The 12,331-nt window shown below is 63.5% G+C and carries 13 protein-coding genes; 3 read left to right on the forward strand and 10 right to left on the reverse strand.

Going from position 1 to position 12,331, the window contains the following annotated elements:
* Nucleotides 1-5: 5 nt before the first annotated feature.
* The 5 genes from AX703_RS05790 to AX703_RS05810 form a co-directional block, all read right to left on the reverse strand.
* Entirely contained in the window at nt 6-1,358 is a 1,353-nt protein-coding gene (locus tag AX703_RS05790; protein WP_062343226.1) for a TrbI/VirB10 family protein, read from the reverse strand.
* Nucleotides 1,355-2,188, reverse strand: coding sequence for a type-F conjugative transfer system secretin TraK (locus AX703_RS05795; protein WP_062343227.1), 834 nt, complete (start codon nt 2,186-2,188; stop codon nt 1,355-1,357). The genes AX703_RS05790 and AX703_RS05795 overlap by 4 nt, the downstream gene beginning before the upstream one ends.
* Nucleotides 2,185-2,748, reverse strand: a complete 564-nt coding sequence (locus AX703_RS05800) for a type IV conjugative transfer system protein TraE (protein WP_062343228.1) — start codon at nt 2,746-2,748, stop codon at nt 2,185-2,187. Before AX703_RS05800 ends, AX703_RS05795 begins: the two co-directional genes overlap by 4 nt.
* 2 nt (nt 2,749-2,750) lie before the next feature.
* The gene (traL, locus tag AX703_RS05805; RefSeq protein ID WP_062343229.1) at nt 2,751-3,035 is read right to left on the reverse strand and encodes a type IV conjugative transfer system protein TraL; all 285 of its coding nucleotides are present in this window, start codon (nt 3,033-3,035) and stop codon (nt 2,751-2,753) included.
* A 64-nt stretch (nt 3,036-3,099) separates the two neighbouring features.
* Nucleotides 3,100-3,360 carry a hypothetical protein gene (locus AX703_RS05810; RefSeq protein WP_062343238.1) on the reverse strand — a complete coding sequence of 87 codons (261 nt, stop codon included), beginning with the start codon at nt 3,358-3,360 and terminating at the stop codon, nt 3,100-3,102.
* Nucleotides 3,361-3,869: 509 nt separating this feature from the next.
* On the opposite strand from AX703_RS05810, the gene AX703_RS27800 reads away from it, so the two are divergent.
* Entirely contained in the window at nt 3,870-4,343 is a 474-nt protein-coding gene (locus AX703_RS27800) for a hypothetical protein (RefSeq protein WP_062343230.1), read from the forward strand.
* On the opposite strand, the gene AX703_RS26480 is transcribed toward AX703_RS27800, so the two are convergent.
* The 3 genes from AX703_RS26480 to AX703_RS05830 form a co-directional block, all read right to left on the reverse strand.
* The gene (locus tag AX703_RS26480; RefSeq protein WP_231735393.1) at nt 4,340-4,843 is read right to left on the reverse strand and encodes a lytic transglycosylase domain-containing protein; all 504 of its coding nucleotides are present in this window, start codon (nt 4,841-4,843) and stop codon (nt 4,340-4,342) included. The genes AX703_RS27800 and AX703_RS26480 overlap by 4 nt on opposite strands.
* 459 nt (nt 4,844-5,302) lie before the next feature.
* The gene (locus AX703_RS05825) at nt 5,303-6,466 is read right to left on the reverse strand and encodes an ATP-binding protein (RefSeq protein WP_062343232.1); all 1,164 of its coding nucleotides are present in this window, start codon (nt 6,464-6,466) and stop codon (nt 5,303-5,305) included.
* Nucleotides 6,467-6,577: 111 nt separating this feature from the next.
* On the reverse strand, nt 6,578-7,720 hold the full coding sequence (locus AX703_RS05830) for a tyrosine-type recombinase/integrase (protein ID WP_062343233.1): 1,143 nt from the start codon (nt 7,718-7,720) through the stop codon (nt 6,578-6,580).
* A gap of 556 nt (nt 7,721-8,276) precedes the next feature.
* Here AX703_RS05830 and AX703_RS05835 point away from each other — a divergent pair.
* Nucleotides 8,277-9,257 (forward strand): hypothetical protein, encoded by a 981-nt coding sequence (locus AX703_RS05835; protein ID WP_156451933.1) that lies wholly within the window; start codon nt 8,277-8,279, stop codon nt 9,255-9,257.
* A gap of 30 nt (nt 9,258-9,287) precedes the next feature.
* Here the strand turns inward: AX703_RS05835 and AX703_RS05840 are convergent, their stop codons facing one another.
* Nucleotides 9,288-10,445, reverse strand: a complete 1,158-nt coding sequence (locus AX703_RS05840) for a tyrosine-type recombinase/integrase (RefSeq protein WP_082734446.1) — start codon at nt 10,443-10,445, stop codon at nt 9,288-9,290.
* A 184-nt stretch (nt 10,446-10,629) separates the two neighbouring features.
* Between AX703_RS05840 and AX703_RS05845 the strand changes: the two genes are divergently transcribed.
* Nucleotides 10,630-11,592: a MarR family transcriptional regulator gene (locus AX703_RS05845; RefSeq protein ID WP_062343235.1), complete on the forward strand. Its 963-nt coding sequence runs from the start codon at nt 10,630-10,632 to the stop codon at nt 11,590-11,592.
* 153 nt (nt 11,593-11,745) lie between these two features.
* On the opposite strand, the gene AX703_RS27805 is transcribed toward AX703_RS05845, so the two are convergent.
* Nucleotides 11,746-12,331: hypothetical protein (locus AX703_RS27805; protein ID WP_231735394.1), on the reverse strand; the 586-nt coding region annotated here is incomplete at its 5' end.

Below are 12,331 nucleotides of genomic sequence, written 5' to 3' on the forward strand. Positions count from 1 at the left end.
CCTCCTCAGTTGCGAATGAACACCCCGTCGAGAAAGACGATTTCCACATCGATGCCGGTCGGCATCTCGATCACGGGCTGATACTGCTCGGCCCGCTCGATCAGGTATTTGGAAACTTGGTCGGCCGACCCCGCGATCCCCGACCCGAAACCGCCTTGTGCGATCTCCCCGGGCGAGAGCTTCTGACGCTCGCCATTGACGCTGACGCTGGTACCGCTGAAGGCGCTTTCCGAATTGAGTGAGAACCCGCGCCCGATACCGCCGGCAAGGCCTGCCAGGAACGCCTGGCCGATCAGCCCGCCCTCGCGGCTCACCACGCGCCCGCGGACGCCGGTCTTGCCGCCGAAGGCAATGAAGCCCTTGACCTCGCTCACGGCAAAGCGTCCGCCCGGCTGCTGGCAGGTCATGCGCTGCAAGCGCACGTAGACTTTCTCCGAAGACAGGTCTCCGCTTGCCGCGCCGTTGACCATGCAGCCCTCGATCTGGGTCTTGAGCAGCCGGCCCTCGGCGTAGACCGAGCGTGCAGGCCCCGTGATCCGCAGCACCACCGGCAGCGGGTCCGACTGGCTGCGCACCGAAGTCGTCGCATCGACGCCCACCACCACCCGCGCCCGCGCAATCGAATTGGGCGGCAGGTAATTGGCGCTGTCAGTAAAGCTCGTGGTCTTGCCCGGGGTGATGCGCTCGGCGGTTCCAGTCGCACTGCCGAAGGAGACAAGTGCGATTGCGTTGCTCCGCACGGGCCCGGCATCGATCGCCGCCGTTGCGCCGTCGCCAGCCGCGGGAGACGTGGGGCTCCCAGATCCTGTCCCGGCGACACGGTAGGTTCCGGGTGCGCTCGGACCATAGAGCGCGGTCGGTCCCGTCGCAGCGGCTCGCGGGGCTGCGCTTTGCGCGGCCTGGAGTTGCGCGCGCAACTGCTGGTTTTCCGCCTCGTAGGCCGACATCACTCGCGTGCCATCCTCGGCCATCGCCGATTTCTGGCCCTGCAGCGCCTGGATTTGTTCCTCGAGTTGCTGGATGCGCTCGGCATTGCCTTCGAGGCCTTTGATCTGGTTGCCGTACTGCTCCATCTGCCCTTCGGAGAGCGCCATCCATTCGCGCTCGGACATGTTGCGATTGATCATGTCGTCGGTCGAAACCTTGACCTCGCCGTCCTTGGCCGCGTCCGCTGCTCCCAGTTCACTCGCCGATGGCTGGAGGATCCACGCCATCGCTACGACCGAGAGCACCCCGCCCGAGCCATAGAGCAGCAGCTTCTGCCGCCGTGCCGCGCGCTCGTTGCGCATCAGGTCACCGTTGTCGGTGGTATCGCTGGACGACGGCTCCTGCCCAGGGCGGAACGGGTTGCGGATCATCGGGCGACTTCCGTCGGGCGGACGGGTTCGACAACCCAGGCCGTCGTCACCTGCCCCGGCGCCAGCACGGGGCTGGCAATGCTGACCGCTATGGCCCCACGCGGAGCGACTTGATCCTCGCGCAAGGGCAGGCTTGCGCTTCCCCGGTTTTCGAGACGCAGAATCCGGCCGATCAGCATGACCCCGCTGTAAGTCCCCAGCGCCTGGAGGCGGAGCGTGCCTGCCATGACCGGGGTTAGCGGCTTCCAGCGGACATCGAAGCCGTCCAATGGCAGTTGTTCTGCCATCGCATAGACGAGACGCGTCGCGATCTCTTCGTCGGCGAGCGCGGCGGTGCCACTGCCATCGGCCGCTGCTGGCGGATGCTCGATATCGGCATTGGCAATGAACACCTGGCGCGGTTCGTCGCCCGCGACCGTGCAGGCGAACTTGTAGACATACCCGCGCCGTGTCGTACCGAAGAAGGTAAGCGTGTGCCGTGCAAAGCCCTCGGGGACCGAGAGGTAGATGTCGCCGCGCACCGGCTCATTCACCACCTGGAAGTCCTCGGACGCATTGCCGGCGGCAACCTTCGACACCGAGGCGAACTGGTCGTCCTTCAGGGATATCCGCGTCAGGTCCTTGAGCGAGGCTTCGCAGCGCACCTCGCCGTTGTCGGCCACCAGCAGTGACTGGTCGGCCAGGGCCGGGGGCGCAAAGCATGCAAACGCGAGACCGATCAGGCCGACACCGAGGCTGCGGCGCCCAAGGCAGCGCAGATCGCATGCCAGCGTCGCGCCGACCGCGGCCATGCATGGCGATCCCATGAGCGAGTAGGCAGGTGCGCTCATTCCGGCGTCTCCTGCTTTTCGACCATGCCGAAACCGGCAAGCCGCAGCGACACGCCGGTGTAGCGCCAGGTAAAGCGGAAAATGCGGTGCTCGGTCGTGACTTCCTTCGAGCCAGCGACGGTGTGCAGCACGCCGCCGACTTCGCTGGTCAGTGCCTCGGAATCGGTCCGCAGCCAGTCGATCGTGAAGAACTGGGTGATCTGCGATCCCTGCTGCTCGTCGACGACTTTGAGGAGATCGCGCTTGAGGCTGCCCCGCGCGGGCTCGTCCGCCAGCGCCAGAATGGCGTTCATCCAGTAGTCGAGCGTTTCGGGGGAGCGATTGAGTACGAGCTGCGCAGCATCGCGGGTCACCAGTTCGAGATACTCTTTGGACACGCCTGCGCTGCTTAACGTCAGCGGCGAATGCGCGATTGGCTGCAGGATGACTTCCCGGTCGCGGTTGAGCGCCGCACTTGCGGCGCCGATCGCCAGCAGGGCGAGCATGAGCGATGTCAGCGCGAGCGCATTGCGTTGACGTAGGACGCGCTGTGCGGCGAGATGGGCGAGAGCATTGTCCATTGTCAGCCTGCCATCACGCGCAAATGGGACGGCGGACAAACCCGCAGACCGAAGAACGAACCCGGCAGATGCCAGTAGCCCGCGTGGAGGATCCACGCTATCGATCGTCCGGCTCTTGCCTTGCGATAACCGAACCACGTTCCGACCGCAAAAATAAGGCCAATGACAACGTGCTGCGTCAGGACGCCCCAGACGAACGGGATGAACATGACGAGAAACTCGTCGAGCGTCCAAAACCCGATCAGTTCGGGATCGTCGAGATGCCTCGGGATCGAAAAACGGTCCATGAGTTGTGTCCACCGTCAGTTGGCGAGCCTTTGGGGATGGGGGCGAGGCTCGCCGGTTGCCGTCTCAGATCGTTGCCGTGACGGTCGATGTGACGATCGGGATGCCGGTGCCGGCACCAACGCCAACGCCCACCGGAATAGCGACCTGGCCCAGGCTGAAACGCCCGGAAGCGAGCCCGACAATGCCGCCGGCAAGGCTCAGCACAGTGATGATCTTGCCGCCCGAGCCTTGCAGGAAGTTGGAGAACTTGGTGAGCGCGGTATCGAACGTTCTATCGGTTCCGGCGAACGCCGCGTCAGCACCCAGCACCGTGGCTGCGGCCATGACCGCAGTGGCGAGCGCCAGCGATTGTGCCCAGGGCGGCAGCGCGTCGCCCAATTGCTTGATGTCCATGTCGAGAACCCCTGATTGCGTGCGCGGTCGAAGGCGATCCGCATGATCAGGAAGCCTTACGCGCAGCTGTCTGCACAGCGGGCCTGAGCGCTGGGTGGCCAAATATTTACCGCAGCATCTCGAATGGTTTGGGATGTTTGCCGCGCCGGACTGCCATGTCGCCCGCCCTTGGGCACCATGACCACCACGCCGGGACGCAGGCCGCACCACCCTGGCCCAGAATGCAGCCCGACGCTGGACTGAATGCCATCGCAGTGGACCAGTCCCGCGCCGACTCGCATGGACGCTTGATTTCGACGCCGGGGCACCGACCGCCCGAGCTTCACGCGAGCAATACCTCTTTTCCGGGAATGGTCGGGAGAGCTTGCGATGGGCAGGTTCGCGGCATGCAAGGACCGGTATTGCGCCGCGGGCGACCGGACCAACGGGGGTTTACCATCATGCTGGCCTGCAATGACACCGATGATCTCAATGCGGGATGCTCCGCCTCGCTGACGGCAGGATTGTGCGCGATTATTTCGCACGAACTTGCTCGGAGAGGGATCAGTTCGCGCCACCTCGCGGACAGGCGCGTTATCCGCCGCCGGCAGGGGTTCCGCGAGCGACTTGCTTTGGCGCAACTGCTCCCTTCCGAACTCGACGCCCTGGTCCGTTATCTCGAGATCGACATGGTTCGCGTGGCCATCGCGTTCGAAGTGTTCGGCGATGCCGAATGTTATCCGGACGCGCTTACGCTCAATCTCGGCAATGTCTGCCGCGCGTTGAAAGCTGCGGTCAAACGCCAGGGCGATGCGCTCGATTGCGCATTCGAACCGATGCGCCCTGCCCTGTGCGATGCGGTCGCCGACCGCATCTGCCAGGCACTTGCCCAGCATCATGCCCGGGTCGAGCAGGCACGATCGGCTCTGCTCTAGCTGTCAGGCTTCCCCTGTCGCGCCAATGCGTTCCCGACGAATTGCTGAATAAGCGCGGTATGGGTGACTGGCTTGCTAGGACGTTTAAGTAGATTGGTTAGCGGCACTGCCACCTTCGTGGGCGACACGCCACTGCTGCCCCGCATCATGCCGAGCACATTGTCGACATAGGCCCGCGTTTCGCGGAATGGCGGTACTCCGTTGTAGCGGGCGACATTGCCAGGTCCGGCATTGTAGGCCGCAAGGGCAAGGTCGTAGCGTCCGAAGGCATCGAGTTGACGGCGCAGGTAGCGCGCGCCTCCCCTCAGATTCTGCGCGAGGTCCCAAGGATTGGCGATGCCGAGCGCTGTTACGGTACCGGGCATCAGCTGGGTAAGACCGATTGCGCCGCGGTCGCTCAGCGCTGCGGGATTGTAGCGGCTCTCGTGGGCAACGAGCGCGTCGAGCAGCGCCGGGGCCACACCTTCCTCGCAAGCGATCGACGCCAGAATCGGGGACAAGCTCGCACGCCGCATTCGAGCAACGCGGGACAGAAACGCTGGCGGTGTAGGGAGTACCAAGGAACAGGTTTCGACAACTTCCGGCACTTTAGACCCTTCCGCCAGTTGCGGAGGGAAAGCCCATTCGCGCATCTGCGCGATCACCTGTTGTGGGGGCGGTGATTGGTTTGCCGTTGTCGCGCGTGCTTCGAGGACCAGGAACGGCTTATTGCTCGGCTCGTCTTTGGCAAACGCTTGAAGCTGAACGCCATGCGCTTGGGCGCTGTGTGAAATCAGAGCCGACGCCAGCAGTCCGATCAGTCTACTGTATTTGATCATGCAAACGCACCCTTCGACGGGGTACGTGATCCAGCTATCGCAGATTAGAGCCTTGCAAAGTCATTGAGTGAGCGCAAGCGCAGCCAATTTGCTTCGCCTCCGTTCTGACAACCAATTTCCGACCGCGCGAGCACCATCCATTTAGCCCTGACGACGCATGAACTCTGCAAACAGCGGCACGCTGAAATCCAGATAGCCATGATCGGTACTGAAAATCATGCCTTTTGCAATGATACTTGCCCGCGTCGGTCCCAGAGATTTTTGCGTGCGCTGCATAGCCTGTGCGATTTCCGCCATCGCATATGGCCCATCGCCCAGGTCTGCCATCGCCTTCACAAATTGGATTTCGGCTTTGGTCAGACGATCGATCCGTACTTTGAAAAAGCCGTCGTCCAGCGACGCCAATGTTTCGGCATAGGATTGGTCTGCATCGGCAAAGCTGATTTCCGGCCCTTCCGCATTGTTCCATACGACCGATGCCCATTCCTGCAGGAAAAAGGGATAGCCCTTTGTCCGCGTCACGATGGCCGCCAGCGCATCGGGCGCGATGCTCGCCTCTTCCTCTAAAATTGGTTTTTCGATGGCTTGTGCGGCCGATGCCGGATCGAGTGCGCCCACGGCCGGATAGAGAAACAGTCGTTCAGCATAGGACTTTGCCTCGCCCGCCAATCTAGCGATTTGCGGGAGGCCCGCCCCGACCAGAAGTACCGGCAGCCCCTCCTGCGCAATCCGGTGTAGGGCAACAATCAACGCTGACAGATCTGAGTCGGACAGATACTGGACTTCGTCGATGAGAAGTATCCATCCGCGCCCTGCAGCCTGAGCCGCCTTCCCGATGAGCGCGAAAAGGTCCGGAAGGTCATATTGAAGGTCGCCAGTATCGGCGAGACCTGGCTCGGGTTCGATTCCGATCTCTACGCCGGCCATCTCGATCCTGAAGATCGAGGCAAAGTTGCGCAGCCCAGTGAGGCCTCTTAGGGCTACGTGTTTTGCCGATGCCACTCCAGAGAGCGATCGCATGACCTTTCGCATTTCAGGAAAAATAAGGCGCGCCAGGCTCTCGCCCTCCGGAGATTCAACTCTGGAAACTAGGAGGCCGTCCTTCTCGGCGTTCCTGCCGATCTCATTGAGCAGTACGGTCTTCCCAGTACCGCGCAGGCCCAACAGCATAATGGAGCGTGCGCTGCGCCCTTTGATTGCTCTGCCGCAAGAAATCCGGGCCGCTTCAAGGATGGCGTCGCGTCCCGCCAGTTCCGGGGGTCGGCTGCCCGCACCCGGCGCAAATGGGTTACGATACGGGTCCACGATGCCTCCAAACGTGTAACAACTAGTGAGGTATAGGGATGTCTATCAAAGAATAATAGACTTTCCTAGAAGTGGCTAGCCGCCGCCAACAGCGTCCACTCGAGCACGTGATTAACCGTCTTCTCCAAACCGCTGTGCCAATCGCGCACTCGCCCCGCTCTTGGCCGTTAGCTTTGCTCCGTAGCGCAAGACGGTGCGCGCGTCGCGCCAGCGGTAGGCCTGCATGATCGCGGGCAGCCCTTCGCCCGCAACAAAGTTGTCCTGCGCCACACCGACCCTAATCGAGTGCGAGGAAATACCCTTGAGCCAACGCTCAAGCTCACTTTCGCCCATTTCGCCCAGAAGACCTTTCTCCCAAGCCCGGCGTATCAACCGCCTATAGATCAGTGTGACGCTGTTTGGATGGAGGCGCTCACTGCCGACAGACTTAATCGAGCCATCAAAGTGCGTCGTAACTCTTCGCAGCAGTGGCCCTTTGTCGACCTCCCCTGCCCTGCGCCAGCGCACGATGGCGGCCATCGTCGCCGGTGACAGATAGGCTTCGGCTCCTTCCTGCTTGCGGTCAGTTTTGCTCGAGGGAATGTGCAGCAGCCCTGCCCCCTCCCCGTCCGGTCCCTCGATGTGCGCAACGTCAATCGCCACCAGCTCAGACCGGCGGGCGGCGGTGTCGTAGGCGATACGCAGGAGCGCGGCATCGCGTAAGCCCAGTTCGTCCCGGCGGCACGCCTTGAGCAAATGCGCGAGGCACACGCCTGACGCCGGGCTGTCGAGATCGGCGATATCGCCCTTGAAGCGAATGGCGCGGGCCTGCCGCTGGCGCACACCGAGATGATTGCGCGCTGCCTTACGTTCGAACTTGACCAAGGGGTCTGAAGTCGGATCGCTGAGCCCTGCCATGCGATAGGCCCATCCTACATGCACCAGGTAACGCTCGATCGTCGCCATGGCACGGGTTCTGATGTCAGACGCTTCCGTGCCGGCAAGAACGCGGATCCATGCGGCAACGTCGGCAGGACCGGCTACGGCCGGCTGCACGCGCCGTGAGCGGCACCATTGCCCCCACAAGGTCAGGTCAGAGCGGAATGCGCGGCGGGTGTTCTCGGACCAACCCCGCATCGCAGCATCAAGCAGCGCTTCATCGATGCGGACCCCGGCGCCGACAAGCGTGCGCACCTCTGCCACCAGATCGTTTGGCTCTGTGCCAAGCCGGACAACGGCGCGTTTTGCAGCAGTGGCGGGCGGGCTTGTCGGCATGGGTGTCAGGATAGCCGGGCTTTCCTTAGATGCATAGAGTGGTGATAAGCAGCCATTATCAACACAACGTCAGATAGCACGTGGACTGTAGATGTCAGCTCAGTCTACAATCAGCGAATGAGCCCCCCTCCCCTCCCCCTGACAGCCCTGAATTGGACCCCCGATCTGGTGTGACGCGCCATAATTGACGTCATTGGGTCAACGCGTTGACCAGAAGCTGTGACAAAATACACTACAGCGTACGCCCTCCGTTTACATGGCGTACGATTGAATTACCTTCCCGGCCATGTCCGCAATACCATCCTGGCGTGCCGGCTTCGAGCTGGAAATCATCCTCGGCGACCTTGGCGAGCTCCGTTTCGAGCGAGAGCTGCGCGATGGAGAGGCCATGGACGAGGCTTCGCCGGCCTTCTGCCGAACCTTCGCGGCAAAATTGCGCGAGCGGACAGGGCGCGCCTGGTCTGCCCCTTCCCGGCCGCCGCAGCGCCCTGGCTTCTATGTCGTCCCCGAGTACGGACTGGACCCACTGAACTGGCCGGAAGACCGCCTCGCCGGCGTGGAACTGCTGACCCCTCCCCTGCCCCTCGACGATGCCGAGACGGTCAGAACCGAGCTTTTCGAGGCAATCTACGAGATCGACGGCGATTTCAACTTCTTCGCAAACGAGCACACCGCCAATTGCGGTTGGCACATCAATATCGATGCCGGAGATGGCTTCCGGCTCGATCCGGACCGCTTCATCCTCGGCGTCGATGAACTACTGCTGCTCGCGAACAACGATCGGCTGTTCAGCCGTTACACTGCCTTGCAGCGCCATGCCGTCGGCGTGCCGTTGTTGCGGCATCTGGCGCATGATCCGACCGGAAAATTCCTGCTGGGCTCAGCCCTCGGCAACCTGCTCGATGCCCATGCCGGGCGCGACAAGGGATACGCGGCAAACTTCGCCAAGCTGCTCAAGGGCTATGTCGAGCTGCGTCATTTCAGCGCCGAGTCGTTCTTCAACGGCCCCCATCTTATTGAGCAACTCGAGCGAATACCCGCAGCCTTTGCGGTCTGGCCTGCACATAGCCATCCCTTCGAGCAGGCCTTTCGCCGCAAGTTTCTGCTGCTCTCGCGCTGGCTTGCCCGCGCTCGCTGCAAGCTGGCGTGGGATCTGACCCAAGGCCTGGTCGCCGCCGAGGGTCGGGTCCATTTCGCCGGGGAGCCGCTCGGCCATTTAATGGCCAATGGTTTGGTCGAGCTCAATCTGTTCGGGCATGGCGACTACGAGTATATCGCCACCATCCGCGACATTGTCCTCTCCGATATTCCCGAAGCGGTCGCCTTGCTCGCGCTCGATCTTGCCGAGCTCACCAATCTCGGCGTTCGGCAGCGTGCCAGCAGAAACAAGTCTTTCCAGCGCGCGGTGCTGCAACTCGCGGGCCAGCTGAGAAAAGACCCCGGTCTTTCCAGTTCCGCGCAGCTTGAAGAACTCGCGAACGCGGAGAAACTGCGCCGGAAAATGCACCCGCAATTCTACGCGGCCGCCGGGACATAACGTCAAAGTATATCCCGGTTGGCGGGCGAGCTACGCAGCCGTCTGACCGTCGCCGTCGCGCAAGCGCCCCAGCACGCGCGCGGCTGCATTATTGCCCACGGCCAGTTCCCGCGCATAGCGCAGCGCCGTGGTTGGCGACGACCACCGCAGCGCCAGCGCGATCCCCGCGCCGTCCTCACCGGCCGCGAACAGGTCCTGGGTCAGCCCGACCCGGAACGAGTGCGCGCTCAAGGCACGCACGGTGTCACCCTCCATACCGGGTTCGAGGTCGACATGGCCGAGATCGATCGCCTCCAACACCCGGCGGCGCAGGATCGCGACCACACCCTGACGGGTGAGCGGCTTCGCGCCAATATAGTGCCGCACAAGTCGCTGCCCGGCGGCGTCTGGCGGACTGGTCAGTACATTGATGCGCCGGAACACCGGGCCATGCGCAATCCCGCTCGCGAGCAACCAGGCCGACAGGCGCACCATGGTATCGGCCGACAGCCAGGCCAGAGCCCCCTCCCCCAGCTGATCGGTCTTGGAATGCGTGATTTCGAGCCGCCCGCTGCCATCGCCAACCTGGGAGAGATCGGCCACCGTCGCGCCAACCAGTTCAGACACGCGCAAACCCGCATCATAGGCGAGACTGATCAGCGCCGAGTCACGCAGACCGATGATATCGGTGCCGCACGAAGCCAGCAACGCGTTGACCGTTACCCCGTCGGGCGGCGCCTGACCCTCCTGCATCGCCTCGCCCAACCGGAGCGGCGCGGCCTGCCTTTGCCGTTCGCGCTTCTTGCGCCGGATGCCTTTCAGCGTGTCGCGAACCATCCCGGCCTGGGTTGGCAGCGGTTCCCTCTCGCCAAAGCCGAGGATGCGGTGGATCCGCGCGATGGAGGCGATCCGGCGCGCAAGTGTGGCAGGCTTCGCACCCACACGGGTGTCTGATCCCTTGGCCAGCCAGTGCAGATAGTGGACCAAGGTTTCGGGCTCGGCGGGGACTGCGGTCGCAACGGGCCGCCGCGCCTTGCACCAGGCGAGGAAGCACCTGAGGTCGGCAGTGATCGCCCCCCTCGTCGCCGGCGCCATTGCGGCCACTGCAGCTTCGAGCGCCAGCGGGCGCGCAGCGCGGGTATCGACCAGCAGGGCGTGGCCGCCCAGCACCAGTTCAACCGAGGACGGGAATGGCCGGTCAGCGGTCATGCGGGAAGATCGTTTCGGGCGGGTTTCACGGGCGCCTTTTGGGCCAAATCCGGCCTCTTCAGCAAGCCTGAATTTACCATAACATCCGATTATGGAAAAAGCGGGTGCGGCGGGGGCTACATCATAGGCACCTTAATCGTGTAGTAGATTGACAATGAACATCCAAAGCGCTGTTATACTGCGCATGTCTGGTGCTTTTTCGGAAACCATTCTGGAGGCCTTCGGGGCCGCGCGCGAGGGGCTCGCAAGAGCCGAGGAGAGGCTCGTCCTTTTTCCCGAGCCCGCGATCCTCATCGCCCATATCCGCGCAGCCGAGCAGGAAGCACTTGCCTGGCTCGAAGGCGAAAGCTTCATACCAGATCAGCTCGCCATGAACTATGGCTATTCACCGCGCGCCTGGCGGCGATGGCCCTTTGCGTTCGTTCAGGCCTTCGAACGTGTGCCGCGCTGGCGCGCCATTCCCACCTCCGATGCGGTCCGAACGTGGCTCAAGGCCGACGCCGCGCCGCTCGCGGGTTGGCCCTCCCCGCCCCCACTCGAAATCGCCGACACGCGCCTCGAGGGTTGGGCCCGCCAGGCCGCGCGCCTATCCGCCCTCCCCCGCCTTATCGCCAGCGCCGATCTCGCCGCCTCCTTCGCCCGCGCTGCCCCCCTGCCTCGCGGCAGCCCCGTGATCGGCGCAATGCTCGCCGACCGGTTTGCAATTGCGACCCCCAAGCTCTCCGGAGGTGGTATTGCCGTCATGGGCCTGCACCAGAACCGCTCCCCGTGGCGCGCGCTCATCACCGGCGCGACGGACGACGATCTTGACGAACTTTCCGAACGCGCAAGAGACGAGCGCTGCAGGATCGCCTGGCTCGAAGGCCTCGCTGTCGGCGCTGCGACGGTCGTCCGCCTCGATCAACGGCTGCGCCTGTGGCTGGCCCGGCTCGACACCGCCTGTGCATCGCGGCGCAAGTCGTCGCACCTGCGCCCTCTCGCCCTGCTCGCCGGAGCGGGTCCTTCGCTCACCGTCGCGCGCGCGGCGAAAGCGTTGGGGCTATCTCGGCAGGCGACCACTCGGCTCATCGCCGAGGCGTGCAAGGCGCACCTCCTGCGTGAGATCACCCAAGGCAACGCCTTCCGCCGCTATGTCATCGCCGCGTGATGCAGCAAAATCCGGGAATACAGCGGAAATTCAGCTATCTATCTGACATTATTAGTGAAATTGAATTTCCCCGGAAATGCCTCGTACAGCGCGAAAACGGGGACTGGATAGGGTTGGGGTGCGCAGACACGCCGAGCGCGCTCTACGGGCTTCTCAGGGCGAATTTTGATGATTTGGCACTGCGGGCGAGCTTTCACCCTTCGCTTCGAGATTGGCGACGGCCCATTCGAGCGCGCGTGCTGTCGGAAGGGCAAATCCCCAGCAAGCCGGATCGAATGGTTCGCTGTCCCAGCGCGGCCGACGCCGCTGTTCCGCCCGTTTCGCCAAATCCCGGGCGAGCCGGAGACTCGCAAGCGCTTCTCCACGGCTCCGCCGCTGTCGGCTCTCTACACCCAGGGCATGCAAGGCGCGCTGGCGCCAGTCAGGTCCGTCGCGGTCGACCCGCGCCAGATAGCTGAACGCGCTCAGCCGCTGCGCTGCCGCCTCAAGCCGACGATACTGCTTGCGTAGCCGATGACGATGAACCCGGCGAAGCGTGACCGCAAGCATCGCCATCGTCATCGCCGTCCCAGGGAGCGGCATGGTTGGCAGCTCTGCCCCGGGGCTCGCAAGCAACGCGAACGTCCCGGCAAAGCGGCGCGGCAAGTCGCGGTCGTGGCAATGAGCGTGGGCCAGCAGCAGCGGGCGCGCAGGCACGACATGGAGACGGTTCGCGCTGAACTCGCGCATGTAGGCATCG

This window comes from Novosphingobium sp. CCH12-A3 (genome assembly GCF_001556015.1).
GTDB lineage: Bacteria > Pseudomonadota > Alphaproteobacteria > Sphingomonadales > Sphingomonadaceae > Novosphingobium > Novosphingobium subterraneum.

Bases quoted from the DNA above. Each gene is read 5' to 3' on its own strand.
- AX703_RS05790 (WP_062343226.1), bottom strand. From the start codon at position 1,358: ATGATCCGCAACCCGTTCCGCCCTGGGCAGGAGCCGTCGTCCAGCGAT.
- AX703_RS05795 (WP_062343227.1), bottom strand. From the start codon at position 2,188: ATGAGCGCACCTGCCTACTCGCTCATGGGATCGCCATGCATGGCCGCG.
- AX703_RS05800 (WP_062343228.1), bottom strand. From the start codon at position 2,748: ATGGACAATGCTCTCGCCCATCTCGCCGCACAGCGCGTCCTACGTCAA.
- traL (WP_062343229.1), bottom strand. From the start codon at position 3,035: ATGGACCGTTTTTCGATCCCGAGGCATCTCGACGATCCCGAACTGATC.
- AX703_RS05810 (WP_062343238.1), bottom strand. From the start codon at position 3,360: ATGGCCGCAGCCACGGTGCTGGGTGCTGACGCGGCGTTCGCCGGAACC.
- AX703_RS27800 (WP_062343230.1), top strand. From the start codon at position 3,870: ATGCTGGCCTGCAATGACACCGATGATCTCAATGCGGGATGCTCCGCC.
- AX703_RS05830 (WP_062343233.1), bottom strand. From the start codon at position 7,720: ATGCCGACAAGCCCGCCCGCCACTGCTGCAAAACGCGCCGTTGTCCGG.
- AX703_RS05840 (WP_082734446.1), bottom strand. From the start codon at position 10,445: ATGACCGCTGACCGGCCATTCCCGTCCTCGGTTGAACTGGTGCTGGGC.
- AX703_RS05845 (WP_062343235.1), top strand. From the start codon at position 10,630: ATGTCTGGTGCTTTTTCGGAAACCATTCTGGAGGCCTTCGGGGCCGCG.